Annotated in this window: 25 protein-coding genes; 16 read left to right on the top strand and 9 right to left on the bottom strand. The window is 67.6% G+C overall.

Annotated features, from left to right (window positions below; genetic code table 11):
- Window position 1: 1 nt before the first annotated feature.
- Entirely contained in the window at window positions 2–739 is a 738-nt protein-coding gene (locus WG898_RS02545) for an ABC transporter ATP-binding protein (RefSeq protein ID WP_339601211.1), read from the top strand.
- On the opposite strand, the gene WG898_RS02540 is transcribed toward WG898_RS02545, so the two are convergent.
- From WG898_RS02540 to WG898_RS02515, 6 genes are read right to left on the bottom strand one after another with little or no spacing between them, the layout of a single operon-like run.
- Window positions 740–1,978 carry an FAD-dependent oxidoreductase gene (locus WG898_RS02540; RefSeq protein ID WP_339601210.1) on the bottom strand — a complete coding sequence of 413 codons (1,239 nt, stop codon included), beginning with the start codon at window positions 1,976–1,978 and terminating at the stop codon, window positions 740–742.
- Window positions 1,975–2,211 (bottom strand): 2Fe-2S iron-sulfur cluster-binding protein, encoded by a 237-nt coding sequence (locus tag WG898_RS02535; RefSeq protein WP_339601209.1) that lies wholly within the window; start codon window positions 2,209–2,211, stop codon window positions 1,975–1,977. The genes WG898_RS02540 and WG898_RS02535 overlap by 4 nt, the downstream gene beginning before the upstream one ends.
- Complete coding sequence (locus tag WG898_RS02530; RefSeq protein WP_339601208.1) at window positions 2,208–3,326, bottom strand: NAD(P)/FAD-dependent oxidoreductase; 1,119 nt, start codon at window positions 3,324–3,326, stop codon at window positions 2,208–2,210. Before WG898_RS02530 ends, WG898_RS02535 begins: the two co-directional genes overlap by 4 nt.
- Complete coding sequence (locus tag WG898_RS02525) at window positions 3,323–4,273, bottom strand: proline racemase family protein (protein WP_339601207.1); 951 nt, start codon at window positions 4,271–4,273, stop codon at window positions 3,323–3,325. The genes WG898_RS02530 and WG898_RS02525 overlap by 4 nt, the downstream gene beginning before the upstream one ends.
- A 17-nt stretch (window positions 4,274–4,290) precedes the next feature.
- Entirely contained in the window at window positions 4,291–4,992 is a 702-nt protein-coding gene (locus WG898_RS02520; RefSeq protein WP_339601206.1) for a GntR family transcriptional regulator, read from the bottom strand.
- 52 nt (window positions 4,993–5,044) lie between these two features.
- Window positions 5,045–5,965, bottom strand: coding sequence for a dihydrodipicolinate synthase family protein (locus WG898_RS02515; protein ID WP_339601205.1), 921 nt, complete (start codon window positions 5,963–5,965; stop codon window positions 5,045–5,047).
- Window positions 5,966–6,131: 166 nt separating this feature from the next.
- Here WG898_RS02515 and yajC point away from each other — a divergent pair, with 166 nt between their 5' ends.
- From yajC to WG898_RS02495, 4 genes are all read left to right on the top strand, one after another.
- The gene (yajC, locus tag WG898_RS02510) at window positions 6,132–6,464 is read left to right on the top strand and encodes a preprotein translocase subunit YajC (protein ID WP_285235143.1); all 333 of its coding nucleotides are present in this window, start codon (window positions 6,132–6,134) and stop codon (window positions 6,462–6,464) included.
- A 142-nt stretch (window positions 6,465–6,606) separates the two neighbouring features.
- Complete coding sequence (gene secD / locus WG898_RS02505) at window positions 6,607–8,490, top strand: protein translocase subunit SecD (protein ID WP_339601204.1); 1,884 nt, start codon at window positions 6,607–6,609, stop codon at window positions 8,488–8,490.
- 11 nt (window positions 8,491–8,501) lie between these two features.
- Window positions 8,502–9,536 (top strand): protein translocase subunit SecF, encoded by a 1,035-nt coding sequence (secF, locus tag WG898_RS02500; RefSeq protein WP_285235145.1) that lies wholly within the window; start codon window positions 8,502–8,504, stop codon window positions 9,534–9,536.
- A 38-nt stretch (window positions 9,537–9,574) separates the two neighbouring features.
- Window positions 9,575–11,899, top strand: coding sequence for a DUF1631 family protein (locus WG898_RS02495; protein WP_339601203.1), 2,325 nt, complete (start codon window positions 9,575–9,577; stop codon window positions 11,897–11,899).
- A 12-nt stretch (window positions 11,900–11,911) separates the two neighbouring features.
- Here WG898_RS02495 and WG898_RS02490 read toward each other — a convergent pair whose 3' ends face one another.
- The 3 genes from WG898_RS02490 to WG898_RS02480 form a co-directional block, all read right to left on the bottom strand.
- Window positions 11,912–12,364, bottom strand: coding sequence for a Smg family protein (locus WG898_RS02490; RefSeq protein WP_285235147.1), 453 nt, complete (start codon window positions 12,362–12,364; stop codon window positions 11,912–11,914).
- 86 nt (window positions 12,365–12,450) lie between these two features.
- Window positions 12,451–13,563, bottom strand: a complete 1,113-nt coding sequence (gene dprA, locus WG898_RS02485) for a DNA-processing protein DprA (RefSeq protein WP_339601202.1) — start codon at window positions 13,561–13,563, stop codon at window positions 12,451–12,453.
- Window positions 13,564–13,590: 27 nt separating this feature from the next.
- Window positions 13,591–14,775: a LysM peptidoglycan-binding domain-containing protein gene (locus WG898_RS02480; protein WP_444718896.1), complete on the bottom strand. Its 1,185-nt coding sequence runs from the start codon at window positions 14,773–14,775 to the stop codon at window positions 13,591–13,593.
- 185 nt (window positions 14,776–14,960) lie between these two features.
- Here WG898_RS02480 and def point away from each other — a divergent pair, with 185 nt between their 5' ends.
- The 11 genes from def to WG898_RS02425 all read left to right on the top strand — a co-directional run bounded on the left by def (window position 14,961) and on the right by WG898_RS02425 (window position 25,050).
- Window positions 14,961–15,479: a peptide deformylase gene (gene def / locus WG898_RS02475; RefSeq protein ID WP_339601200.1), complete on the top strand. Its 519-nt coding sequence runs from the start codon at window positions 14,961–14,963 to the stop codon at window positions 15,477–15,479.
- An 8-nt stretch (window positions 15,480–15,487) separates the two neighbouring features.
- Entirely contained in the window at window positions 15,488–16,444 is a 957-nt protein-coding gene (gene fmt / locus WG898_RS02470; protein ID WP_339601199.1) for a methionyl-tRNA formyltransferase, read from the top strand.
- A 43-nt stretch (window positions 16,445–16,487) separates the two neighbouring features.
- A complete protein-coding gene (gene htpX, locus WG898_RS02465; protein WP_339601198.1) occupies window positions 16,488–17,333 on the top strand; it encodes a zinc metalloprotease HtpX in 846 nt (281 codons plus the stop codon).
- A 43-nt stretch (window positions 17,334–17,376) separates the two neighbouring features.
- Window positions 17,377–17,751, top strand: coding sequence for a hypothetical protein (locus tag WG898_RS02460; protein ID WP_339601197.1), 375 nt, complete (start codon window positions 17,377–17,379; stop codon window positions 17,749–17,751).
- 120 nt (window positions 17,752–17,871) lie between these two features.
- Entirely contained in the window at window positions 17,872–18,636 is a 765-nt protein-coding gene (locus tag WG898_RS02455; RefSeq protein ID WP_339601196.1) for a head GIN domain-containing protein, read from the top strand.
- 65 nt (window positions 18,637–18,701) lie between these two features.
- Window positions 18,702–19,436, top strand: coding sequence for an AzlC family ABC transporter permease (locus WG898_RS02450; protein WP_339601195.1), 735 nt, complete (start codon window positions 18,702–18,704; stop codon window positions 19,434–19,436).
- On the top strand, window positions 19,433–19,762 hold the full coding sequence (locus WG898_RS02445) for an AzlD domain-containing protein (RefSeq protein ID WP_339601194.1): 330 nt from the start codon (window positions 19,433–19,435) through the stop codon (window positions 19,760–19,762). The genes WG898_RS02450 and WG898_RS02445 overlap by 4 nt, the downstream gene beginning before the upstream one ends.
- Window positions 19,763–19,821: 59 nt before the next feature.
- On the top strand, window positions 19,822–21,015 hold the full coding sequence (locus WG898_RS02440; RefSeq protein ID WP_339601193.1) for a phosphoglycerate kinase: 1,194 nt from the start codon (window positions 19,822–19,824) through the stop codon (window positions 21,013–21,015).
- A 101-nt stretch (window positions 21,016–21,116) separates the two neighbouring features.
- Entirely contained in the window at window positions 21,117–21,533 is a 417-nt protein-coding gene (locus WG898_RS02435; protein ID WP_339601192.1) for a c-type cytochrome, read from the top strand.
- Between the two features lie 93 nt (window positions 21,534–21,626).
- The gene (locus WG898_RS02430; protein ID WP_339601191.1) at window positions 21,627–22,238 is read left to right on the top strand and encodes a NapC/NirT family cytochrome c; all 612 of its coding nucleotides are present in this window, start codon (window positions 21,627–21,629) and stop codon (window positions 22,236–22,238) included.
- A 346-nt stretch (window positions 22,239–22,584) separates the two neighbouring features.
- Window positions 22,585–25,050 (top strand): OmcA/MtrC family decaheme c-type cytochrome, encoded by a 2,466-nt coding sequence (locus tag WG898_RS02425; protein ID WP_339601190.1) that lies wholly within the window; start codon window positions 22,585–22,587, stop codon window positions 25,048–25,050.
- Window positions 25,051–25,057 lie beyond the last annotated feature (7 nt).

Here is a 25,057-nt window from a genome sequence, read left to right as displayed (position 1 = left end):
GATGGCAAATGAACTGCTGACAGTACGCGACCTGCATGCCGGCTACGGCCGCGCCGAGGTCTTGACGGGCCTGAACCTGGCGCTGCCAGAGGGCAGCGTGGTGACGGTGATAGGCCCCAACGGGGCCGGCAAGAGCACCACGCTGAACGCCTTGATGGGCGTGCTGCCCGCCCGGGGTCAGGTCTTGCTGGACGGCCAGGACATCAGCGCCTTGAGCCTGGAAGAGCGCGTGATGCGCGGCCTGGCCCTGGTGCCCGAGAAGCGCGAGCTCTTCGGCAGCATGAGCGTGGAGGACAACCTGGTGCTCGGCGGCTACCGCCCGATGCGCCTGGGCCAGCGGGATTGGCGCGAGGAACTGGAAAAGGTCTACGCCCTGTTCCCGCGCCTGAAGGAGCGCCGCGAGCAGCTCTCGGGCACGCTCTCGGGCGGCGAGCGCCAGATGCTGGCGGTGGGCCGCGCCCTGATGGCCAGGCCCAAGGTGCTGATGCTGGACGAGCCCAGCCTGGGCCTGGCGCCGCTCATCGTCAAGGAGATCTTCCGCATCGTCGCGCGCCTGCGCGATACCGGCGTGAGCATCCTGCTGATTGAGCAGAACGCCCGCGCCGCGCTGGAAGTGGCCGACTACGGCTATGTGCTGGAGACCGGCGAGATCGGGCTGGAGGGCAAGGCCAGCGAGCTGGCGAATGACCCGCGCGTGATCGAGACCTATCTGGGCGCGGCCAAGAAGCCGGTTTCCTGATCAATCGTCCATCAGGCAGCGCAGCGGCACCGGCTGCAGCGGCGCGCGCGTGCCGCGCCCGCCACTCGCCTCGGGCCAGCCCAGCAGGGTTTGCGTGATGGGCCCGCAGATGCGGCCCTGGCAGGCGCCCATGCCGCAGCGCGTCTGCAGCTTGGCGTCGCGCCACTGCGGCCAGGACTTGAGGGCGCCCAGCGTCACGTCCTCGCAGCGGCAGATCAGGGTCTTGGCGTCGGCCAGCTGCAGCAGCTCGGGGCGCAGCGCGAAATGCCGCACGAGCCGGCGCGCGAAGGCGAGCTGGCCGGCATGGCGACGGGCATAGGGCCGGAGCGCCTGCCCCAGCATCGCCGCGGCCGCCATCTCGCCCTCCAGGCTGGCCTTGTCGACGCCGCCGAAGCCGGTGCATTCGCCGGCGGCAAACACGCCCGGCAGCGAGGTCTGCATCGCGGCGTCCACGGCGATCGCGCCGTCCTGCAGGGCACAGCCCAGCAGCTCGGCCAGCTCGGTATTGGGCAAGAGGCCGAAGCCCACGCCCAGCGCGTCGCAGGCCTGCGTCCACTCGCGTCGTCCGTCCGTCAGCAGCACGGCCTCGAGCTTGCCCTCGCCGAGCGCGCGCAGCGGCCAGCAGCCAGCGGCGTAGGGCAGGCCGCGCAAGCGCCAGCCCAGGCCCAGGGCCTGCGCCATCTTGCCCGGCGGCAGGCCGACGGCAAAGCGGGCCAGCGCGCCGCGCGGGGCCTGCTCATAAATGCCCAGCAGCTTGGCGCCGGCGGCGCGCAGGGTGGCCGCGCTGGCCAGCAGCAGCGGGCCCGACCCGGCCAGCAGCACGCGCCGGCCGGCGATCGGCCAGCCCCCCTTGACCAGGGCCTGCAGGCCGCCCGCGCCATGCACGCCGGGCAGGGTCCAGCCGGGGAAGGGCAGCATGCGCTCGCGCGCGCCCAGTGCCAGCAGCAGCTGTGGCGCGCGCACGTGTAGCGTTTGCTGGCCGGCCGCTGCGTGCAGCAGCAGCTCCTGCGGGCTTTCGGCCGCCACCACCGCATGGCCGGGCAGGTAGCTGAGCCCTGGATGCTGGCGCAGCGCATCGACCCGGGGCAGGGCGGTGCCGCGCCAGATCTGGCCGCCCGGGCGCGGCTGTTCGTCGACCCAGATCACGCGGCGCCCGGCCGGCAGCAGGCGGGCCACGGCCGCGATGCCGGCCGGCCCGGCGCCTACCACGATGGCATCGGCCTGCAGCTGCTTGCTCATGTCAGCGTCTCCACTCGCATGTCCTCGACCGCCAGGCTCATGCAGGCGAGGCGCTCGGGCTGGCCGTCGATGCGCACGCGGCATTCCTGGCACACGCCCATGCCGCAAAAAGCCTGGCGCGGTTGGCCGCTGAGCGAGCGGCGCGTGGCGCCCTGGCCCGCTTGCGCGAGCGCGGCGGCCACCGTCACGCCCGCGGGCACCTCGGTCGGCTGGCCATTGATGAACAGCTTCATGCGACAAACCTCGATGGCTCGTAAGGGCGCGGACTCAGCTGCGGCGTGCGGCCCAGGCTCAGGTCGGCCAGCAACTCGGCGCTGGCCAGCGAGGTGGTGATGCCCAGGCCCTCGTGCCCGGTGGCCAGCCACACGCGCGCCAGCTCGGGGTGGGCGCCGATGAGGGGTTGGCCGTCGGCGCTGGCCGGCCGGATGCCGCTCCAGCAGCGCAACAGGCTCAGCTCGGGCAGGCCGGGCAGATAGTCGGCCGCGCATCGCAGCATGCGGCGCAGCATCGCCAGGTCCAGCGGCGCATCGCTGCGGCCGACCTGGCGCGATGAACCAATCAGCAACTGGCCGCCGGGGCGCGGCTGCACATTGAAGGACACCGTGTCCTCGGCCACCAGGTGCGCCTTCTTGATATAGCCCAGCTCCACCAGCTGATGGCGTAGCGCCACGGGCGCGCGCTGGGTGATGGCCAGCTGGCCCTTCTTGGGCAAGAGCCAGCCGGGCGGCAGAAAGCGCTGGCTGGCCAGGCCCGCGCATAGCACCACCATGGCGCCCCATAGCGTGCGGCCGTCGGCCAGGCGCAGGCTCGCGCCGTCGATGGCCGTGACCTCGCCGCGTATCAGCTGCGCCCTGGCCTGCTGCAACCAGGCGGCTGCTACCTTGGGCGGGTAGACGCGCGCATCGCCCGCGATGCGCAGGGCGCCGGCCAGGCCTGGGCGCAGCAAGGGCTCCAGCCGCATCAGCTCCGCTGCATCCACGAGTTCGGCCGCCAGGCCTTGTGCCGCCAGCCAGGCGCGCTTGCGCTCGGCCAGCGCGAGTTCCTCGGCGTCGGCGGCGATCCACAGCGTGCCGCAACGCTCATGCTCGGCCAGCTCGGCATGGGCCGGCGCTTCGTCCAGCCAGTCCTGCCACAGCCGCAGCGAGCGCCGCGAGAGCTGGAACTCGCTGGCGTCGCCGCCGTCCTCGGCATCGACCACCAGCAGATGGCCCATGGATGCGGCGCTGGCGCCGCCGCCGATGGCGCCTTGCTCGATCACCGCCACGCTCAGTCCCTGGCGCGCGTATTCGCGTGCGCAGGCGGCGCCGACAATGCCGCCGCCGACGATGAGGACGTCTGCCGACCTCACCGCTGCGGGATGCCCCAGGCGAACGGGTCGCCGGGCTGGAACACCAGGGTCGCGTCCAGGTTCACATGGGCACGGCCGGTGATGGTCGGCAAGACCTGACCCTGCTCGTCGAGCCGGTAGCTGGCCTCGAACACGCTGCCGATCACGCTTTCCTGCCGCCACAGCGCGCCCGGCGCCAGCTTGCCATCGGCCGCCAGGCAGGCGATCTTGGCGCTGGTGCCGGTGCCGCAGGGCGAGCGGTCGTAGGCCTTGCCGGGGCACAGCACGAAGCTGCGGCCCTGGTGGCCGGCCTCCACGGCGGGGCCGATCAGCTCGATATGGTCGATCTCGGCGCCGGCGGCGCCGGCGATGTCCTGGGCCGCGAGGGCCTGCCGCATGGCCCAGGAAAATTCGGTGAGGCGCTCGGCATGCGCCAGGGTCAGCGCAAGCCCATGGTCCTCGCACAGAAAGAACCAGTTGCCGCCCCAGGCCACGTCGCCGTGATAGACGCGCCCGTCCAGCTCGACCGGCACGCGCCTGGCCAGGCGATAGGCCGGCACATTGGCGATGCTGACGCGACCGTCGGCATGCAGCTCGGCGCTGATGCGGCCCACCGGCGTCTCGATCTTGTGCACGCCGGGCTTGATGCGGCCCAGATAGGCCAGGGTGGCGATCAGGCCGATGCTGCCATGGCCGCACATGCCCAGGGTGCCGACATTGTTGAAGAAGATCACGCCGGCGGCGCTGTCAGGCAGCTCCGGCTCGCACAGCAGCGCACCCACCATCACGTCCGAGCCGCGCGGCTCGTTCACCAGGGCGCCGCGCCAGGCGTCGTGCTCGGTCCTGAAGCGCTGCAGCCGCTCGGCCATGCTGCCTTGGCCCAGCTCGGGGCCGCCGGACACCACGATGCGGGTGGGCTCGCCGCCGGTATGGGAATCGACGATGCGGGTGGGCAGGGCGGGGCTCATGGTCTCTTGCTACTCATTCATTCAATCACTTGCTGCGCAAACTGGCGCAGATAGTCCATCAGGGCGTCGCTGGCGGCCGCGGCCTCCTCGCCCTTGCCTGCGGCGATGGCGCGCGCCAGCAGCAGATGGCAGCGCGCACCCTCGCCGATGTCGCCCTGGTGCTGGTAGGCGACCCAGAAGCGCCGGCATTGGATCACCATCGGGATCACCGCGGCCACCGCGAAGGGGTTGCGGCAGGCCGCGTGGTTGACGCGGTCCAGCGCCTGGTCGGCCTGCATATAGGCGGCCAGATCGCCGCGCTTGGCGGCATCCAGCATGTCCTGTGCGCATTGCAGCAGGGCCTCGCGCTGCGGCGGTGTGGCGCGGCGTGCCGAGCTGGTGGCGATCAGGCGCTCCAGCGCGCGGCGTGCTTCCAGCAGGTCCAGATGCTCGGCCAGCAGGATGTCGCTTACCAGCAGGCCGCGCCGTGGCAGCTGCACGATCAGGCCGTTCGCCACCAGGCGCATCAAGGCCTCGCGCGTAGGTGTGCGGCCCAGGCCGGTGCGCTCGATCAACTCCGCCTCGACGATGGGCGCGCCCGGTTTCAACACCAGGGTGGCGATCATCGATTCGATGGCGTCGTAGGCCTGGTCGGCATAGCGGCGCTTGTCGGCATCTGGAGCGGCAGCTGCAGCGGTCACTTTGGTCGCGGGCTTTTTGGTCAGGGCTTTGGCGTTCATGCCGGCATCATCGCAGCAGCGGGGTGCCACCCCGCTGCGGGCAAACGCTCAATCAAAACAGCGCCTGCAGATTGGGCCGGGTGTCCAGGCCACGCTGGATGATGGCCTGCACGCGCTCGCGCTCGGCGCCCACCAGGGGCAGGCGCGGGCGACGCACATGCTCGTTGCCGACGCCGGCCATGGCCTCGGCCAGCTTGATGTTCTGCACCAGCTTGGCGGAGACATCCAGGTGCAGCAGCGGCATGAACCATTGGTAGAGCTTGAGCGCCTCGTCGTAGCGCTTGGCCCGGATCAGCTTGTACATGGCCACGGTCTCGGCCGGGAAGGCATCGCACAGGCCGGCCAGCAGGCCGTCGCAGCCCAGCACCAGGCCCTCGAAACTGAGGTCGTCCACGCCGATGAAGAGCTGGTAGCGCGTGCCCACCACATTGCGCAGGTCGGTGATGCGGCGGATGTTGTCGGTGGACTCCTTGATCGCCACCAGCCAGGGGCAGTCGGCCAGCTCGGCAAAGTCCTCGGGCCTCAGATCGACGCGGTAGGACACCGGGTTGTTGTAGACCATGGTGGGCAGGGCGGCGGCATTCGCCACGGTGCGCACATTGGCCATGGCCTCGCGGGTGTCGGCAGGGTAGAGCACGGCCGGCATCAGCATCAGGCCCTGCACGCCCAGCTGGGCGCAGCCTTCCACATACTTGAGCGCCTGTCGGGTGCTGGTTTCCGACACATTGGCCAACACCGGCACGCGGCCATTCGCCACGCGCAGCGCGGTCGCCGCCACTTCCAGCTTCTCCTCGAGCGTCAGCGTGCTGGCCTCGCCCAGCGAGCCGCAGGTCACCAGGCCGTCCACGCCGCTGGCGATCTGGAACTCGAAATGGCGCTCCATCTCGGCGATGTCGAGCTCTTCGTTGGCGGTGAACTTGGTGGTGACGGCGGGGAATACACCGGTCCAGCGGGGCAGGTTGGGAGCGCTCATGGGGACAGCTTTCGGAAGCAAGTTAATATATTTGGAGAATATTGCTTGAATGGCGGCTTGTCAACCCCAGCTTGGATCGCGGGTGCGGCAATCGCCGCCTCACTTACAATCCGCGGTTCTTCCGCCTGCATCAGACTGGGCGGAGCTAGTCCAAAGGGATATCGACGTGTTTATTTCGAATGCATATGCGCAAGCGGCCCCAGCTGCCGCGGCCGGTGGCGACCTGATGAGCCAGCTGGGTGGCATGCTGCCCCTGGTGCTGATGTTCGTGGTGCTGTACTTCGTGATGATTCGTCCGCAGATGAAGCGTCAGAAGGAACACAAGGCCATGATCGACGCGCTCGCCAAGGGCGACGAGATCGTCACCTCCGGCGGCCTGCTGGGCAAGGTCAGCAAGCTGGGCGAGACCATCGTCAGCCTGGAAGTGGCCAATGGCGTGGAACTGCAGGTGCAGCGCTCGGCCGTGGTGCAGGTGCTGCCCAAGGGCACGGTCAAGTAAGAAAAAGTCCGGCCCGGCCCGCCGCTTGCGGGCCTGTTCTTGAATTGACTTCTCCCAGCCCGGCCCATGCCAGACATGGCGCCGGGCTTTATTCAGAGGCGTACCAGCCTGGTGCGCCCATCGGCCTCCCGAGGACGCCCTCATGAACCGTTATCCGCTGTGGAAGTACGCGCTGCTGCTGGTCGCGCTGCTGATCGGATTGATCTACACCCTGCCGAATCTGTTCGGCGAGGCCCCGGCCGTGCAGGTCTCCAGCGCCAAGGTCACCGTCAAGGTGGACGCCGCGCTGAGCGGCCGCATCGAACAGGCGCTCAAGGATGCTGGCATCCAGCCCGACTTTGTGCAGTTGGAGGGCAGCTCGGTACGCGCCCGTTTCACCGACCCCGATGTGCAGATCAAGGCCAAGGACGCGATCAGCAAGGCGCTCAACGCCGACCCGGCCGAGCCCACCTATATCGTGGCGCTGAACCTGGTGTCGCGCTCGCCCAAGTGGCTGTCCAGCCTGCATGCCTTCCCGATGTATCTGGGCCTGGACCTGCGCGGCGGTGTGCATTTCCTGATGCAGGTGGACATGAAGTCCGCACTCACCAAGAAGGCCGAGTCGCTCACCGGTGACCTGCGCACGCTCTTGCGCGACAAGGGCATACGCCACGCCGGCATCAGCCGCGATGGCAATAACGTGATCGTGAACTTCCGCGAGGCCGAGTTGCGCGACAAGGCGGCCGTGCTGCTGCGCGAGCAACTGGCCGAGGTGGAATGGACCGCGCTGGGCGCGGGCAGCGAGCTGCAGCTTTCGGGTGCGCTCAAGCCCAAGGCCATGGTGGCGGTGCAGGAAGCTGCGCTGCGCCAGAACATCACCACCCTGCACAACCGCGTGAACGAACTGGCCGTCTCGGAGCCGGTAATCCAGCAACAGGGTCTGGACCGCGTGGTGGTGCAACTGCCCGGCGTGCAGGACACCGCCAAGGCCAAGGACATCATCGGCCGCACCGCCACGCTGGAGCTGCGCATGGTGGACGACAGCACCGAGGCCCAAGCGGCCGCGGTGGGCAGTGCCCCCGTGCCCTTTGGCACCGAGCGCTTCACCGAGCGCGGCGGCGCGCCCCTGATCGTGAAGCGCCAGGTGGTGCTGACCGGCGATAACCTGAGCGATGCCCAGCCCGGCTTCGACGAGCACCAGCAGCCCGCCGTGCACCTGACGGTGGATGCCAAGGGCGCGCGCATCATCAAGGACGTTTCGCGCGAGAACATCGGCAAGCGCATGGCCATCATCCTGTTTGAGAAGGGCAAGGGCGAGGTGTTGACGGCGCCGTCGATCCGCGGCGAGCTGGGCAATCGCTTCCAGATCTCGGGCGCAATGACCACGCAGGAAGCCGCCGACACGGCCCTCTTGCTGCGCGCCGGTTCGCTGGCCGCGCCCATGACCATCATCGAAGAGCGCACCATCGGCCCCAGCCTGGGCAAGGAAAACATCGACAAGGGCATCAACAGCGTGATCTGGGGCTTTGCCGCGGTGGCGCTGTTCATGTGCCTGTACTACATGCTGTTCGGCGTGTTCTCGACGCTGGCGCTGGGCTTCAACCTGCTGCTGCTTGTGGCGGTGCTGTCGATGCTGCAGGCCACGCTCTCGCTGCCTGGCATTGCCGCCATCGCGCTGGTGCTGGGCATGGCGATTGACTCGAATGTGCTGATCAACGAGCGCGTGCGTGAGGAGCTACGCGGCGGTGCCTCGCCCCAGGTGGCGATCAACGCTGGCTATGAGCGTGCCTTCGCGACCATCCTGGACTCCAACGTCACCACGCTGATCGCCGGCATTGCCCTGCTGGCCTTCGGTTCGGGCCCGGTGAAGGGCTTTGCCGTGGTGCATTGCCTGGGCATCCTGACCTCGATGTTCTCCTCGGTGATGTTCTCGCGCGCCCTCGTCAACCTCTGGTACGGCGGCAAGAAGAAGCTCAAGTCGGTGTCGATCGGGCAGGTGTGGAAGCCTGCCGCTGAGCCCGGCACCACGGACGCCCCGCAGGCCTAAGAAAGCGAATCATGGAACTCTTCCGTATCAAGCGGGACATCCCGTTCATGAAGCACGCGTTGGTCTTCAACGCGATCTCCTTCCTGACCTTTGCCGCTGCCGTGTTCTTCCTGATCACGCGCGGCCTGCACTTCTCCATCGAGTTCACCGGCGGCGCGGTGGTCGAGGTCGAATACTCGCATCCGGCCGAGATCCTCAAGACCCGCGAGCACATCGAGTCGCTCGGTTTTGGCGAAGTGCAGGTGCAGAACTTCGGCACCTCGCGCGACGTGCTGATCCGCCTGCCGCTGCGCGGCGACATCAAGCAGGATGTGCTGGTGGACCGCGTCTTTGGCGAACTCTGCAAGGTCGAGGGCGGCAGCATCTCGCAACGCCAGGGCGTCACCGAGCAGGGCGAGACCGTCAGCAAGCAGATCTGCGCCAAGGCCGACGGCGCCGAGCCGGTGAAGCTCTCGCGCAGCGAGGTGGTGGGGCCCTCGGTGGGCGCCGAGCTGGCCGCCGACGCGGCCAAGGCCCTGGCCGTGACCGTGGTCGGCATCATGATCTACCTGGCCTTCCGCTTCGAGTGGAAGTTCGCGCTGGCCGGCATCATCGCCAACCTGCACGATGTGGTCATCATCCTGGGCTTCTTCGCCTTCTTCCAGTGGGAGTTCTCGCTGCCGGTGCTGGCGGCGGTGCTGGCGGTGCTGGGCTATTCGGTGAACGAGTCGGTGGTGATCTTCGACCGGGTGCGCGAGGCCTTCCGCAAATACCGCAAGCTCACCACCCATGAGGTGATCGATCACGCCATCACCTCCACCATGAGCCGCACCATCATCACCCACGGCTGCACCCAGCTGATGGTGTTGTCGATGCTGATCTTCGGCGGCCAGACCCTGCACTATTTCGCGGTGGCGCTGACCATCGGCATCCTGTTCGGCATCTATTCGTCGGTGTTCGTGGCCGCCGCCATTGCGATGTGGCTGGGGGTCAAGCGCGAGGATCTGGTGAAGGTGCCGCTCAACAAGGAAGATCCCGACGACCCGAACGCCGGGGCGCTGGTGTAGAGTGATCCGCAGCGAATTCCCGCCACTTTCCTGACTCAATGACCCCGACCGCCGACGCCCGTTCCAAAGCCCTGGCTACGCAAGCGCGGCGCGTCTATCTGGATGCCCTCGTGCGCGGCGCGGCGCATGTGGCCAAGGCGCTAGGCGAGGCAGCCCAGCAGCTGCAGTTGCAGCCGGCGGAATACGCCCTGCAGGTGGTGCGCCGCGATGCCGTGAATGCCTGGCAGCGCCAGGGACCGGCCTGGCAGAGCGGTTTTGTCAGCGGCCTGCGTCATGCCGCGGTCTATGGCGTGGCCGAGCCCAAGGCCGTCGTGGCCGGCTCAGGCGCCGCGCCCATGAGTACCGGCGCGCAGACGCTCAGCCTGGTGGACGACCTCACCATCGAACGCGAGATCACCGGTTCGCGCCTGGTGCTGGCGATGATGGACAAGGCGTCCTGGGAATACACCGATTTGCGCACCCGCATGCAGGCGCTGGAGCACAGCGACGACCTGCCGCCGCACGATCTGCTGCGCGCACAGGTGATTTCGCGCGTGGTGCTGGAGGCCTGGCTGCGTGCCGGCCTGGGCCCTTCGGAATGGCAGCTCCTGCAGCCCTGTCTGCATGAAGAGCTGGGCCTGCTGCTCAGCGAGGCCTATCACGAGACGAATCGCTGGCTGGTGACCCAGCAGGTCATGCCCGAGGTGGACCTGCGGCCCTTCATACGTCGCAGCCGTAGTGCGGCCGGCGGGACGCCGGGTTTTGGCGCCGGCGGCGCTGCGCCGGGCCAGGTCGGCGGGCGCGCTGCTGTGGCCATGCCCGCCGATGCGCCTGCGGCGCGCAGCCAGTCCGTTACCCAGGCCGAGGAGGTGCTGGCGCAGCTGCAACGCGTGCTGGCGCGCCATGTGCCGGACATGCTGCCGCGTGCTGCGGCCGCGGTGAGCGCGGCCGCAGCGGCGCCGGCTCACAGCGCCGACGCGCCGGCGATGGTGACGGTGTCGGCCCGCCTCAGCGCCGCCATCAACCATGCGCAGGACGCGCTGCAACGCCGCCCGATGCCGGCCGAGAGCGCCAAGCACACCGCACCGCAGGTGCTGGACGACCTGAAGGCGCGCAACCAGGCCTTCAAGCAGGTGCTCAAGCAGGCGGCCGACACGCCGGCCGAGCGCGCCACCATCGAGGTGGTGGCCCTGCTGTTCCAGAGCATACTCACCGAGGAACGCATTCCTGCGTCGGTGCGCGTCTGGTTTGCACGCCTGCAGATGCCGGTGCTGCGCGTGGCCGTCACCGAGCCCGACTTCTTTGCCACCACCGACCATCCGGCGCGCCGCCTGATCGACCGCATGGGTGCCTGCGTGATGGGCTTCAATGCCGCCCAGGGCGATGTGGGCGACGCGCTGGAGCGCGAGATCAAGCGTGTGGTGCAGGTGGTCGAGGCCTACCCCGATACCGGCCGGCGCGTGTTCCAGACCGTGCTGACCGAGTTCGAGAAATTCCTCGCGCATTACTTCGAGCAGGAGAACCGGGCCTCGGTCAAGGGTGTCTCGCTGGCCCAGCAGGTCGAGCAGCGCGAGACCATGGCGATCCAGTACACCATCGAGCTGCGCAAGATGCTCAACGAGGTGCCGGTGCAGGATGGGGTGCGCGAATTCCTGTTCCAGGTCTGGGCCGATGTGCTGGCCGTCAGCGGGGTGCGCCACGGGCCGCAGTCCGAGGACACCAAGCTGATGAAGCGCGCCGCCGCAGACCTGATCTGGTCGGCCAGCGCCAAGGTCTCGCGCGAGGAGCGCGCCGAGGTGATACGCCGCTTGCCGCCTCTGCTCAAGACCCTGCGCGACGGCATGAGCCATGCGGGCCTGGCCACCGACAAGCAGGATCAGCATATCCGCGCCCTCAACAACGCCCTGGCCGCCGCCTTCACCGCCAAGACCGCGGCGATACCGCGCGAACGCCTGGACGATCTGATGGGCCAGCTGGAGGCGCTGGAGGCCCTGCTGCCCGAGGGCGAGGGCGAACTCAACGAGTCGCTGGTGCGCGATCTCTCCAGCCATGAGACCGAAGACCTGGAAGTGGTTGCCGAGGGCGGTTCTGTGCCCACGCCGGCGATGCTGGCCTGGGCCCATGAGCTGCAGGTGGGCGGCTGGTACATGCTGGACTACCGCGGCCGCAACGAGGCGGTGCAACTGGCCTGGCGCGGCGCGCGCCACAGCCTCACGCTGTTCGTCTCACCCAAGGGGCGCGGTGTGCTGTTCCAGCTGAATCGCCTGGCGGCCTTCCTGCAGGCTGGCCTGTTGCTGCCTGCTCAGGACGAGGCCCTGACGGTGCGCGCCACGCGCAATGCGCTCGCCAAGCTGGACGTGGATCCGAGCCGGCTGGTGAGTTGATCGCCCTCCGGGCTAGTGAATCAGGCGGTCTTCGGGGGCGACGAAGAGTTCGTCCAGGATCAGCGCGTCGGGCTCCTCGCCCAGGCTCCAGAACACCATCAGCACGATGATCTTCAGGTCCTCCAGGTCCATGGGCGCACCGGGGATGGCCATGGCGCGGTCTATCACCATCTCGCGCATCGGTGGCGGCAGCACGCCGGCGGAAGCCAGGAAGCTGATGAAGCCCACCGAGGCCTCGCCCAGATGGTCGAGCTCGTCGACCGAGTAGACGCGCATGCTCGTGACGCCCTGTTCGCCCTGGTAGGACTCGGCCGCATGGGCCAGCCCGTCCAGCCAGGAGAGCGCCTCCTGGATCTCGTCGGTCTCGAAGCCTACGGCCGACAACTTGCGCGTCAGCTGGGCGTGGTCCGGGCAAGCGTCCGGGCGCCAGTAGGTTTCGTAGAGGTAGACGAGCACGTCAAACATGGGCGCACTATAACCCAGGGCCCCAAAGCCCCATGGTGCGCAAAGGGCGCCGGAAACGGCCATTTGCTGCGCAAATCCTGCCTGTTTCAGGCCTGCGCGCGGCGCTGGAACAGCGCGCCCGGCAGGCGCGCCACCGCACCGGCCAATTCGAGATCCAGCAGCAGCGCGCTCAGCTGGGCAGCGCTCCAGCCGCCGCGTGCCATCAGCGCATCCAGCGACACCGGGTCATAGCCCATCGCCTCCAGCACCAGGCCGGCCTCGTCCAGGGCGGCGCGCGGCGTGTGCAGGGCGGGCAGCACCGCCGCCGCGCTGTGGCGGGTGCTGGGCTCCAGCGCGTCCAGCACCTCCTGCGCGCTCTCCACCAGCGCCGCGCCCTGGCGCAGCAAGGCATGGCAGCCCTGGCTGAGCGGCGAGTGGATCGAGCCGGGAATGGCAAACACCTCGCGGCCGGCCTCGCTGGCCAGGCGTGCGGTGATCAGCGAGCCGGATTGCAGCGCGGCCTCCACCACCAGGCAGCCGCGCGCAAGCCCGGCAATGATGCGGTTGCGGCGCGGGAAGTTGGCGGGCAGGGCCGGCATGCCCAGCGCGTATTCGCTCACCAGCAGGCCCTGCTCGCTGAGCCGCTCCGCCAGGGCCACGTGGCGGCGTGGATAGATTTCATGCAGCCCGGTGCCCAGCACCGCGATGCTGCTGCCCGGCCCCTTCAGCCCGCCCTCGTGGGCGGCGCCGTCGATGCCCAGGGCCAGGCCAGAGACGATGCAGTAGCCCGCCTCGCTCAGAGCAGCGGCGAAGCGCAGGGCGTTGTCGCGGCCCTGGTGCGAGGGATGGCGGCTGCCGACCACGGCCACCGCGTCGCTGCCCAGCAGCGCGCGCCGGCCCTGTAGATAGAGCAGCAGCGGCGGATCGGGGCTGTTCAGCAGGGGCAGGGGATAGTCGGCGTCGCCCAGGCAGAGCAGGCTGCGGCGCGCGTCGCCGGCCAGCCAGGCCAGCGTCCGCTCCAGCAGTTCGGGCAGCTGCGGCGGCGGCTGTTGCAGCGCCTGCACCAGCTCGGGCCGGACCAGCGCGGCCCAGGCCAGTGGGCCGGCCGCCAGCACCGCCTGGGGGCTGCCCAGGCCTGCCAGCAGGCGGCGCACGCTCGCACGCCCCAGCTCGGGCGTCTCCAGCAGCTGCAACCAGGCGCACAGCTCATCGCGGTCCATGGTGGCGACGCGATGGGCGCGCGGGCCTCAGGGCTGGCTGAAACGGTCGCCGGGCGCCACCGGGTCCTTGACCGAGACGATCAGCGCATAGGACACGCGCTGGTAGACCTGGAACACGAACAGCAGGCCATGCCGTTCGTCGGGCAGGCGGATTTCCTGAGGCTTGTCGCCGGTCTTGTCGCGCGCGATGCGGCCGGCCTGCCAGAGCGCCAGCACATGGCCGCGCTCCATGCCGTCCTGCTTGCCGCGGTTGATCGCAACGATTTGGTTCTGGCCGGCGGTGAGCGCGTCGCCATAGATGGAGATGACCTGGCCCGACACCGGCTGGGCCGGCGAATGCGGCACATAACGCTCGAAATTGCGAGGCGGCACCAGCGAGAGGCGGTCGCCCTCGCCCATCTCCTGCCTGGCGGTGCGGATGCTCAGGGTCGCCGGCACGATTTCAGCCTTGCCGTTGGCGTCCGGGCCCTCGCGGCCTGGCCTCAGCATGTCCGCCGTGCCCAGGAACGGCGCCTCGTAGCCGAGGATTTCCTTGCTGGCCGGATCGCGCAGCGGCGTGGTGTTGCGAAACACGCGGTACTCGCCGCCCTGCACCAGTTCGCCGCGCGCATAGGCGAGGTCGCCACGCGTCACCAGCACGCGGCCCTCGGGCGTGGCCACGATGCGCGGCGCCAGCGCCAGCTCGTTGGTGTCGAACACCACCGCATCGGTCAGGAAGGGTTCGATCAGATGCTGGGGGATCGCCGTGATCGGGTTGTCTTCCAGGCGGCTGCTGCGCACCCGTGGCGACAGCTTGGTGGTGCCGGCCGCCACGGCCGCGGTGTCGGTCATCGAACGCGCCAGCTCCAGCCGCGCGCGACCATTGCTCTTCACCAGCAGCAAGACCTGACCCGGGTAGATCAAATGCGGGTTGCTGACCTGGTCACGGTTCATGCCCCAGAGCTCGGGCCAGCGCCATGGGCTGGCGAGGAAGAGCTTGGAGATGTCCCACAGCGTGTCGCCGGGCTTGACGGTGTGCGAGTCCGGCGCGCCAGGCGCCAGCTCGGAAATCGGCACGCCGGCGTCGGCCACGCGTTGCGCGGTGTCGCGTTGCTCGGGGGTGATGGGATAGTTGGTCGCGTGGCCAGGGCCGCTGGCGATGCAGATGCTCAGGCCAAGCAGGCCGGCAGTGAGTCTTGCGTGGGAGCTCAAGGGCTGCCTTTCTATCGTCATTGCAGGGCGTTTTTTGCAGGTGCAGGCGGCGCACGCGCGGATCGGCGAAAATGCCGCCTCGGCTCGCGGCGATTCTGCCCCCATTCCGGGGTGGTCGCAATGAAAGCGGTGGGCGCCCCGGCGCTCTTGCAAGCACTTACAAACAGACGTTGTGCGGCGTCCACAAGGCGCGCATGGAAGCCACTATGGCCAAACTGAACATCCTCCGTTATCCCGACCCCCGCCTTCACACCGTGGCCAAGCCCGTGGCCGAGGTGGACGAGCGCATCCGCCAGCTCGTCGACGACATGCTGGAAACCATGTATGCGGCCGAGGGCGTGGGCCTGGCCGCCACCCAGGTGGACGTGCATGAGCGCGTGGTCGTGATAGACACCTCGGAGGACCGCAACAAGCCGCGCGTGCTCATCAACCCCGAGCTGATCGCCACCAGCGCCGACTTCACCGAGGGCGAGGAGGGCTGCCTGTCGGTGCCCACTATCTATGACAAGGTGCCGCGCCACAGCCGCGTCACGGTGCGCGCCCTGGGTCGCGATGGCCAGCCGCACGAGTTCGACGCCGAGGGCCTGCTGGCGGTGTGCGTGCAGCATGAGATGGACCATCTGATGGGCAAGGTGTTCGTCGAATACCTGAGCCCGCTCAAGCGCGAGCGCATCAAGACCAAGCTGATCAAGAAGGCCCGCGAAGAGCAGGGGCGCGGCCGCTGATGGTCGGCATGCGCGTCGCCTTCGCCGGCACCCCGGAGTTCGCCGCCAGCGCGCTGGCGGCGCTGCTGGCGGCCGGTTTTGATGTGCCCTTGGTGCTGACCCAGCCGGACCGCCCGGCCGGCCGCGGCATGAAGCTGCAGGCCTCGGCGGTGAAGCAGCTGGCGCTGCAGCATGGCATCAAGCTGGCGCAACCCATCAGCCTGAGGCTGGACGGCAAGCACCCCGACGAGGCCGCGGCCGCACGCCAGGCCTTGCTGGACGCGCGCCCCGACGTGATGGTGGTGGCGGCCTACGGCTTGATCCTGCCGCAATGGGTGCTGGACCTGCCGCGCCTGGGCTGCCTGAATATTCATGGCTCGCTGCTGCCGCGCTGGCGCGGCGCCGCGCCCATCCATCGCGCCATCGAGGCCGGCGATGCCGAGACCGGCATCACCATCATGCAGATGGATGCGGGCCTGGATACCGGCGCCATGCTGCTGACCGAGAGCCTGCCGATCGCCGCTAGCGACACCACCGCCAGCCTGCACGACAAGCTGGCGGCGCAGGGCGCGCGGCTGATCGTCGCGGCGCTGGAGCTGGCGGCCCGCGGCGGCTTGCATGCGCAGCCCCAGCCCGAGGCGGGCGTTTGCTATGCGCACAAGATCGAGAAGGCCGAGAGCCAGATCGACTGGTCGGCGCCGGCCGTGCAGATCGAGCGCCGCCTGCGCGCCTTCGACCCCTTTCCCGGCGGCCTCAGCCAGCTGGGCGACGAGGCGCTGAAGATCTGGCGCGCCGAGGTCTGCGCGGGGCGTGGCGCGCCCGGCGAGGTGCTGGCCGCCGACGCCGCCGGCCTGGTGGTGGCCTGCGGCGAGCAGGCGCTGCGCCTTACCGAGTTGCAGCGCGCCGGCGGCAAGCGCCTGCCGGTGGCGGCCTTTTTGCAGGCGCGCCCGGTGCATCCGGGCGAGCGCTTGAAATCCGCAGTCTGACCATCACCTAAGCGGCTCCAGCCACTCCGACGCAGAGACCACGATGTTCAACATCATGAAGACGGCCATCCTGATGGCTGCCATCACCGCCCTGTTCATGGCGATCGGCGCGCTGCTGGGCGGGCGTAGCGGCATGATGCTGGCGTTTGTGGTGGCGCTGGGCATGAACTTCTTCAGCTACTGGTTCTCCGACCAGATGGTGCTGAAGATGTACAACGCGCAGGAGGTGGACGAAACCTCGGCGCCGCAGTTCTACGCGATGGTGCGCGAGCTGGCTGCCAAGGCCGAACTGCCGATGCCGCGCGTCTATGTGATCGACGAAGAGGCACCGAACGCCTTTGCCACCGGGCGCAACCCCGAGCATGCAGCCGTGGCCGCCACCACCGGCATCATGCGGGTGCTTTCCGAGCGCGAGCTGCGCGGCGTGATGGCGCACGAACTTGCGCATGTGAAGCACCGCGACATCCTGATCTCCACCATCAGCGCCACCATGGCCGGCGCGATCTCGATGCTGGCCAATTTCGCGATGTTCTTCAGCGGGCGCGATTCCGAGGGTCGCCAGACCAACCCCATCGTCGCCATGCTGGTGATGATTCTGGCGCCCATCGCCGCCAGCCTGATCCAGATGGCGATCAGCCGCGCGCGCGAGTTCGAGGCCGACCGCGGCGGCGCCGAGATCTCGGGCGACCCGCGCGCACTGGCCGCGGCGCTCGACAAAATCCAGCGCTATGCCCGCGGCATACCGCTGGGCCCGGCCGAGGCGCACCCGGAAACGGCGCAGATGATGATCATGAACCCGCTCTCGACCGAGGGCATCAAGGGCTTGTTCAGCACCCATCCGGCCACCGAGGAGCGCGTGGCGCGCCTGCTGGCGATGGCGCCGCGCTGAATGCACGCTCAAGACCGGCACCGCAACAGCCGATAGCTCCGGGATGAAGCGACTCCTTCTGCTGCTGCCCCTGCTCGCCAGCCTGGCGGCCTGCGACCAACTGGGCATCGAAGATCCGGCCAAGCTGGCCGCCGCCAAGGAGGCCGAGGGCAAGGCCGTGGGCAGTGCCTGCCGCCACGCCCTGCGCGCCATCGAGGACTGCTACACCCTCAACCCCAAGGCCCAGAAGGCGGCGGTGTTCGCCGGCTGGAAGGAGATGGACGAGTACATGCGCGAGAACAAGCTTGAGGGCGTGGCGCCGGTGGTGCCGCGGCCGGGCAGCGTCAAGCCGGGCGAGGGCGAGCCTGAGAAGGCCGAGAAGGTCGACGACAAGGCCAGCCCCGCCAAGGAAGGCAAGGGCGCCAAGGCCAAGCATTGATGGCGGGGGGCGCATTTCCTGCAGCTGGCACCCGCCGGCCTGCACTTGGTCGATTCGTGATGGCCGCTCGCGGCGCATGGCATGCATGATGCGCGGCACCAGATTCATATGGAGCCCATCATGCACAGCACCCGTCGTTTCGCCGCCCTGACCCTGATCACCGCCGCCGGCCTGGCCGCCCTGGGCTCGGCCCAGGCCTGGAGCTGGAACATCGGCTCCGAGCGCGTGACTGGCTCGGGCGAACTGGGCACCGAGACCCGCGAACTCGGCAGCTTCGACGCCATCTCGGTCACTGGCGGCTTCAAGGTGCAGGTGCGCCAGAGCAGTGCCCACAAGGTCGAGGTCAAGACCGACAAAAACCTGCTGCCTTACCTTGAAACCAAGGTGGTGGACGGTAGCAAGGGCCGCACGCTCGAGATCGGCCCCAAGCGCGGCTATTCGCTGCATGCCAGCAGCACGCCCATGATCAGCATCGACATGGCGCAGCTGCGCGCCGTCGCCATCGCAGGCTCCGGCGATGTGCGCGTGGAGGCCATGAAGACCGGCGAGCTCGACGCCTCGATCGCCGGCTCCGGCGACATCCGCTTCGACGAGCTCAACGCCGAGCGCCTGGCGCTCAAGATCGCCGGCAGCGGCGACATCGTGGCCAGTGGCCGCGCCGGCAATCTCAACGTCTCGGTCTCGGGCAGCGGCGATGTGAAGGCGCGCGGCCTGGTGGCCGAGGATGCCAAGGTGCGCATCGCCGGCAGCGGCGATGTGATCGTGCAGGCCAATAAGAAGCTGGACATCTCGATCGCCGGTTCGGGCGGGGTCAGCTATCTGGGCAACCCCGAGATCAGCATGCACACGGCCGGCAGCGGCACGGTGCGCAAGCTCAGCAACTGAGCGCAGCTCGCACGCCGCAGGTCGCGGCGACGGCACAGCGTCTGAGCCCATACGACAATCGTCGCATGGGCTTTTTTCCTTGGGCGCAGTGGCGTCATCCCGAATTCCGCCGCGGCGCGCGAGAGATGCTGGGCATCGTCTTGGGCATCTCGGCCTGGGGGCTGGTGACCGGCGTGGCGATGGTGAAGAGCGGGCTGTCGCTGTGGTTATCCCTGCTGATGAGCCTGATCGTGTTTGCCGGCAGCTCGCAGCTCGCCGCCCTGCCGTTGATCGCCGGTGGCGCGCCGCTGTGGGTGCTGTGGGCCACGGCCTTTTGCGTCAATCTGCGCTTCGTGATCTTCAGCGCGCAATGGCGCCTCTATTTCGGGCATTTGCCACGCTGGCAACGCCTGACCCTGAGCTATTTCGCGGCCGACCTGAACTACGTCGCCTTCATGCGGCGTTTTCCTGACCCGCAGCTCGAACGCGAGGCGCAGCAGCCCTATTACTGGGGCGGTGTGACGCTGAACTGGAGCGCCTGGCAACTGCCGTCGATCGCCGGCATCCTGCTGGCCGACCGCGTGCCCACCGAATGGGGCCTGGGCTTTGCCGGCGTGCTGGCGCTGTTGGGCCTGACTTACTCGCTGCTGTCCTCGGGCAAGTCCTGGATCTCGGCGGGCGTGGCGGGCTGCGCGGCGGTGGCCGCCTACGCGCTGCCGCTGCGGCTCAATATCGTGGTGGCGATTGCGGCGGCGGTGGCCGTCGGCCTCTTGCTGGACCACTGGAAACCTGATGCACCCAAGCCGGAGGCAGGCAGATGAGCAGTTGGGAAACAGCACTGGGCATCCTGGGCCTGGCGCTGATCACGCTGCTGACCAGGGGTTTCTTTCTTCTTTCCAAGCGAGAGCTGCCCATGCCCGACTGGGCCAAGCAGGGCCTGCGCTATGCGCCGCTGGCGGCGCTGGCGGCCGTCATCGTGCCCGAGATCGTGCTGACCAAAGGTCAGCTGCTGTCGACCTGGCAGGATGCGCGCCTGTTCGCGGTGGCCGTGGGCACGGCCTATTTCTTCTGGAAGCGCGGCATTCTCGGCACCATCGTGAGCGGCACCGCGGTGATGCTGGCCTTGCGCCTGGGCCTGGGTTGGTAAGCTAGCGGCCTGCGACGCCGCTGGCGCGCCGCCCTGATTACCAACCAAGCAAGCCCATCATGAACGTCCTGCGTTTCTCCGATCTGGTTGCTGCCGGCCAAGTGGCCGGACAGCGTGTCTTCATCCGTGCCGACCTGAATGTGCCGCAGGACGATGCCGGCAACATCACCGAAGACACGCGCATCCGCGCCTCCATCCCCTGCATCGAGCTGGCCCTCAAGGCCGGTGCCGCCGTGATGGTGACCTCGCATCTTGGCCGCCCCACGGAAGGGGAGTTCAAGCCCGCGGATTCGCTCGCACCGATCGCCATGCGCCTGGGCGAGCTGATGGGGCGCGAGGTGCCGGTGCTGGCCAACTGGGTCGACGGCGTGAGCGTGGCGCCCGGCCAGCTGGTGCTGCTGGAGAACTGCCGCGTCAACAAGGGCGAGAAGAAGAACAGCGAAGAGCTGGCCAGGAAGATGGCCGCGCTGTGCGATATCTATGTGAACGATGCCTTCGGCACCGCGCACCGCGCCGAGGGCACGACCTATGGCATCGCCCAGTTCGCAAAGAAAGCCTGCGCCGGCCCCTTGCTGGCGGCCGAACTCGACGCCATCAGCAAGGCGCTGGCCCAGCCCAAGCGGCCGCTGGTCGCGATCGTGGCTGGCTCCAAGGTCTCGACCAAGCTGACCATCTTGAAAGCCCTGTCCGAGAAGGTCGATGGCCTGATCGTGGGTGGCGGCATCGCCAACACCTTCCTGCTGGCGGCCGGTCTGCCGATCGGCAAGTCACTCGCCGAGCCGGATCTGGTGGCCGAGGCCAAGGCGGTGATCGAGGGTATGAAGGCGCGCGGTGCCGCCGTGCCCATTCCGGTCGACGTGGTGGTGGCCAAGCGCTTTGCCGCCGATGCCGAGGCCACCGTGAAGCCGGTGGCCGAGGTGGCCGAGGACGACCTGATCCTCGATATCGGCCCACAGACCGCCGCGCAGCTGGCCGAGCAGCTCAAGGCCGCCGGCACCATTGTCTGGAATGGTCCGGTGGGCGTGTTCGAGTTCGACGCCTTTGCCCATGGCACCGAGACGATTGCGCGCGCCATTGCCGCGTCCGCGGCGTTCTCGATCGCAGGGGGTGGCGACACGCTGGCGGCGATTGCCAAGTACGGCATCGAAAAGCAGGTCGGCTATATCTCCACCGGCGGTGGCGCCTTCCTGGAGGTGCTGGAGGGCAAGACCCTGCCAGCCTTCGAGATCCTGGCAAAGCGCGCCGGCTCCTGAGCGTGATCCCGGGGTGGGTGTTGCTTTGCAGCCCCATCCCGTTCGCACTTGCGTTGGATCAAGTGCAAGAATCTCATCTGCCCGTTAGGCTTGCCACGCTGATGGGTGCGCGCCTGCTTCATGCAGCGCGGCGCTCGGCGCTTGTCACAAGCATTGAAAGGGTGAAGATGAACTCCAAGAGCCTCTCACCGCGCTGGGCCTTGTGCGCCCTGGTCGCCGCCGCCTTTGCCGTGCCCCAACCGGCGCATGCCGTCGATGCCGATGCCGCGAAGGCCCTGGCCAGGCAGAACAACTGCCTGAAATGCCATGGTACAGAAAAGGCCAAGGACGGCCCGTCTTTCAAGGAGACCGCGGCCAAGTACAGGGGCAAGCCCGATGCCGTGGATCAGCTCACCAAGCACCTGACGACCGCTCAGAAGGCGAAGTTCCCGGATGGGCACGAAGAGGAGCACAAGGTCGTCAAGGCCAAGGATGCCGCTGACGTGAAGAACCTGGCGGAGTGGGTCCTCTCGCACTGATTTGCCTGGCCGTGCATCTGCGCGGCCCTTGCCTTCGCAGTCGCCATTGCCATCAGCTCGGGCGGCTCGGCTCCACGCATCCGGAGAAGAACAATGAGCGACACCAAGTCCGGCATGTTCGCGCGTATCTGGGGCGCCCTGCGAAACCCCAGCGCCAGGTACTCGCTGCTGAGCCTGCTGCTCATCGGTTTTGCGAGCGGCATCTTGTTCTGGGGCGGTTTCCACACCGCGATGGACGCCACCAACCGCCTGGACTTCTGCATCAGTTGCCACGAAATGCGCGACACCGTGTATGCGGAATACAAGGAAACGGTGCATTACAAGAATCGATCCGGTGTGCGGGCGAGCTGTTCGGACTGCCATGTACCCAAGGACTGGGGCCACAAGGTGCTTGCCAAGATCAACGCGAGTTCTGACGTCTATCACACGCTGATGGGGCACGCCAATACGCCGGAGAAGTTCGAGAGCCGCCGCATGCAGATGGCGCAGCATCAATGGGCGAGCATGAAGGCCTCGGATTCGCGCGAGTGCCGCAACTGCCACGACTTCGACGCGATGGGCGATGAGGCGCAGAAGCAGAGCAACTTCAAACGCCACATGGCAGCCAAGCAGAAGGGCAAAACCTGCATCGACTGCCACAAGGGCGTCGCGCATCAATTGCCCAAGGAATATGACGAAGACGCCGATCCGGATGCGAGGGACTGATTGAACGACATCGTCCGGATGGCGTGGCAATGTTGCCGCTGCGGCACGTCCAGTCGACCTCGGTTCAGTCATCCACCCACAGTTGATTCAACGCAAGTTCGCCTCGCGGTCGGCGCGTAAAAGCAAGCTTGTTCTGCGCCGCAAGTTGTTTGGTGTGTTGAGACGCAGCCATGGAGTCTTTTGTCCATTCGTTCTTCTCGAGCAAGGCGGAGGAAGTATGAAGCTCTCTCAAAGTCGCTGGGTCCTGTTGGGCCTGTGTGTCGCAGCCTTGGTGGCTTGCGGCGGAGGTGGAAGCTCGGAACCCGCCCCGGTGCCCCCCGCGCCGACGCCGCCCCCGGCGCCGACGGTGAAGGAACAGATCGCGACGGCCGGCGCCTTGGCAGCCAACGACACGGCGAGCAATTCGCTGGCGCCCTTCGCCGTTTTGCAGGCCGCCGGCGTGAGCGCGGTAACGATCAGCAGCCCAGCAAAAGTGAACTTCACCGTCTTCTCCGACGGCAAGGTGAAGACGGGGCTGTTGATTGGCAATGTGAGCTTTGCGATCGCCAAGCTCGTGCCTGGCAGCAATGGCAACCCGGACCAGTGGGTCAACTACGTGTATCGCACGGAAACGGCAGCCACCAACGTCGGGCCTAACGGCAAGCCTGTGCTTGCAACGGCCAAGCAGGCGACGACCGATCCGAAGCAGACGGATGCAGCGCTCCTGGCGGCGCAAATGGTCTATAACGACGATGGCTATTACACCTACACGTTCAGGACTGACGTCAAGGATCCCGCCCAAACCAACGGCGTGGTGTTCGAGCCCGATCGCACCCATCGCGTCGCGATTCAGCTGAGTTATCAGAACGCGGCCGGCGAGACGGTGCGCGTGAATCCCTACTTCGATTTCACGATCGATGCGAACGGCAAATCCGTGCCGGTCACCGACCCGAGCAAGACACGCAAGATGACCGATGTGGCCAGTTGCAACGGCTGCCATGAAAGGCTCGCGCTGCACGGCGGTGGTCGGGTCGACACGCAGTTCTGCGTGATGTGCCACAACCCCGGAACGGTCGATGCCAACAGCGGCAACAACCTCAATCTGGCGACCATGGCGCACAAGATCCACGCCGGCAAGCTGCTCAAGTCCAAGCTGGACGCCGGCAAGGGCGGCGAGGACTTCACCATCTGGGGCTACCAGAACGCCAAGCATGACTACGCCGAGGTGGGCTTCCCGCAAGACCTGCGCAACTGCACGGTGTGCCACTCGGGCGCCAATCCGGCCACGCCACAGGGCGACAACTGGAAGAGCAAGCCCAGCAAGGAAGCATGCCTGAGCTGCCACGCCAATGGCACGGGTTCCGATTGGGAAATCAGCCACAAGACCTATGCCGGCACGCTGGTGAAGGCGGGTGCGGCGGCCAAGGACCTGAGCAACGCGCAATGTGTCGAGTGCCACAAGGCCGGCACCAATATCGGTTCGGACCGCGTGCACTGGAACCAGAACGAAGAGAACGCTGCCAAGTACAAGATGAATATCGAGAGCGTGGCCTTCAATGACACCGCGGACCACAAGGGTCGCAGCGTCACCGTCAAGTACTTCCTGTCCGATCCCACCAATGGCAATGCTGCCTACAACCTGGTGACCTCCGATTGCACCGGCAGCGGCGCGAGCCTGAACTGTGCCAACACTACCAAGTTCGGCAACCTGCGTTTCTACCTGGCCTATCAGAACATGGTCGGGCAGGCGACCGGGCAGACCGAGTTCTCTAGCTACAACAACGGCGGCAGCACGGCCAATGCCTATGCCTACAAGGGGACGAACGACGGTTCCAACCACTACACCGTCAATATTCCGCTGCCGGACGATACCGCCACGGCCATGGCCGTCGGTACCGCCCGTGTGATCAGCATCGGTCAGATCAAGGAGCCCAAGCTGCAGGCCAAGTGGTCCACCGACCCCAGGCCGGAAGTGGCGCCCAAGGTGCTGATCAACACCATCGCCAAGCACACTTACAAGGAGCTCGCGCTGAGCGGTACCTTGCAACCGCGCCGTACCGTGGTGTCCAACGACAAATGCAATGTGTGCCATGGTGCGCTCGGCACGACTTCGGGCTCCAACACCCTGTCCGAGGCCTTCCACAGCGGAGCGCGCAATACGGTGGAAGCCTGCGTGATGTGCCACGATGCCAACCGCATGTCGTCGACCATCATGACCAACGGCCTGGCGCTGAGCGAGAGCTACCAGTTCAAGCGCATGATCCACGGCATCCATGGCAGTTCGCGGCGTACCTACCCCTTCACCCACGGCAATACCGTGCTGGGCGTGTGGGGCAAGGACGGCATCCTGCAAGGCAGCGGCTTTGTCAGCGGTGCCTTGGCGGCGGCACCGGTGGGCACGAGTCAGCAGCCCTTCGCGAGTTCGACCCTGGTGGCCAGTGGTTCTACCTTCCTGGCTGGGACCGAAAACTACGCTGCCGAGGTGGCCTATCCGCAGGTCGGCCTGAACTGCGACACCTGCCATGAGAACAAGTCCTGGAAGCAGGATCTGGGTACCTTGGGTGCCGTGGTGGCCAAGCCGCTGATCGGCAGCGCCATGCCTCTGAGCGTGGACAGCAACGCCAACAACTGGCGCGTGATCTCGCCCAAGGCCTCCAGCTGCACGGCCTGCCACGACTCCAGCAAGGCGATCGCCCATGTGACGTCCTTCGGGGGCTCGGCCTTCGGTGACAAGACTCAGGGTCAGATCGCGGCGCTGCCGCGCGAAACCTGCGACGACTGCCACGCCAGTGGCGGCTTCAAGGGGGTGGACGCGGTCCACGGTCAGAAGTAGCGATGTG

It is taken from the genome of Paucibacter soli (assembly GCF_037482845.1).
In the GTDB taxonomy this organism is placed as follows: domain Bacteria; phylum Pseudomonadota; class Gammaproteobacteria; order Burkholderiales; family Burkholderiaceae_C; genus Paucibacter_B; species Paucibacter_B soli.
The sequence above is the reverse complement of the archived record's forward strand: the minus strand, read 5'-3'. Positions and strand labels throughout refer to the sequence as shown.

Excerpts from the sequence above, each read along its gene's own strand:
- WG898_RS02545 (WP_339601211.1), top strand. The coding sequence starts at position 2 with ATGGCAAATGAACTGCTGACAGTACGCGACCTGCATGCCGGCTACGGC.
- WG898_RS02540 (WP_339601210.1), bottom strand. The coding sequence starts at position 1,978 with ATGAGCAAGCAGCTGCAGGCCGATGCCATCGTGGTAGGCGCCGGGCCG.
- WG898_RS02535 (WP_339601209.1), bottom strand. The coding sequence starts at position 2,211 with ATGAAGCTGTTCATCAATGGCCAGCCGACCGAGGTGCCCGCGGGCGTG.
- WG898_RS02525 (WP_339601207.1), bottom strand. The coding sequence starts at position 4,273 with ATGAGCCCCGCCCTGCCCACCCGCATCGTCGATTCCCATACCGGCGGC.
- WG898_RS02520 (WP_339601206.1), bottom strand. The coding sequence starts at position 4,992 with ATGAACGCCAAAGCCCTGACCAAAAAGCCCGCGACCAAAGTGACCGCT.
- WG898_RS02515 (WP_339601205.1), bottom strand. The coding sequence starts at position 5,965 with ATGAGCGCTCCCAACCTGCCCCGCTGGACCGGTGTATTCCCCGCCGTC.
- secD (WP_339601204.1), top strand. The coding sequence starts at position 6,607 with ATGAACCGTTATCCGCTGTGGAAGTACGCGCTGCTGCTGGTCGCGCTG.
- secF (WP_285235145.1), top strand. The coding sequence starts at position 8,502 with ATGGAACTCTTCCGTATCAAGCGGGACATCCCGTTCATGAAGCACGCG.
- WG898_RS02495 (WP_339601203.1), top strand. The coding sequence starts at position 9,575 with ATGACCCCGACCGCCGACGCCCGTTCCAAAGCCCTGGCTACGCAAGCG.
- WG898_RS02490 (WP_285235147.1), bottom strand. The coding sequence starts at position 12,364 with ATGTTTGACGTGCTCGTCTACCTCTACGAAACCTACTGGCGCCCGGAC.
- dprA (WP_339601202.1), bottom strand. The coding sequence starts at position 13,563 with ATGGACCGCGATGAGCTGTGCGCCTGGTTGCAGCTGCTGGAGACGCCC.
- WG898_RS02480 (WP_444718896.1), bottom strand. The coding sequence starts at position 14,775 with ATGACGATAGAAAGGCAGCCCTTGAGCTCCCACGCAAGACTCACTGCC.
- def (WP_339601200.1), top strand. The coding sequence starts at position 14,961 with ATGGCCAAACTGAACATCCTCCGTTATCCCGACCCCCGCCTTCACACC.
- fmt (WP_339601199.1), top strand. The coding sequence starts at position 15,488 with ATGCGCGTCGCCTTCGCCGGCACCCCGGAGTTCGCCGCCAGCGCGCTG.
- htpX (WP_339601198.1), top strand. The coding sequence starts at position 16,488 with ATGTTCAACATCATGAAGACGGCCATCCTGATGGCTGCCATCACCGCC.
- WG898_RS02460 (WP_339601197.1), top strand. The coding sequence starts at position 17,377 with ATGAAGCGACTCCTTCTGCTGCTGCCCCTGCTCGCCAGCCTGGCGGCC.
- WG898_RS02455 (WP_339601196.1), top strand. The coding sequence starts at position 17,872 with ATGCACAGCACCCGTCGTTTCGCCGCCCTGACCCTGATCACCGCCGCC.
- WG898_RS02450 (WP_339601195.1), top strand. The coding sequence starts at position 18,702 with ATGGGCTTTTTTCCTTGGGCGCAGTGGCGTCATCCCGAATTCCGCCGC.
- WG898_RS02445 (WP_339601194.1), top strand. The coding sequence starts at position 19,433 with ATGAGCAGTTGGGAAACAGCACTGGGCATCCTGGGCCTGGCGCTGATC.
- WG898_RS02440 (WP_339601193.1), top strand. The coding sequence starts at position 19,822 with ATGAACGTCCTGCGTTTCTCCGATCTGGTTGCTGCCGGCCAAGTGGCC.
- WG898_RS02435 (WP_339601192.1), top strand. The coding sequence starts at position 21,117 with ATGGGTGCGCGCCTGCTTCATGCAGCGCGGCGCTCGGCGCTTGTCACA.
- WG898_RS02430 (WP_339601191.1), top strand. The coding sequence starts at position 21,627 with ATGAGCGACACCAAGTCCGGCATGTTCGCGCGTATCTGGGGCGCCCTG.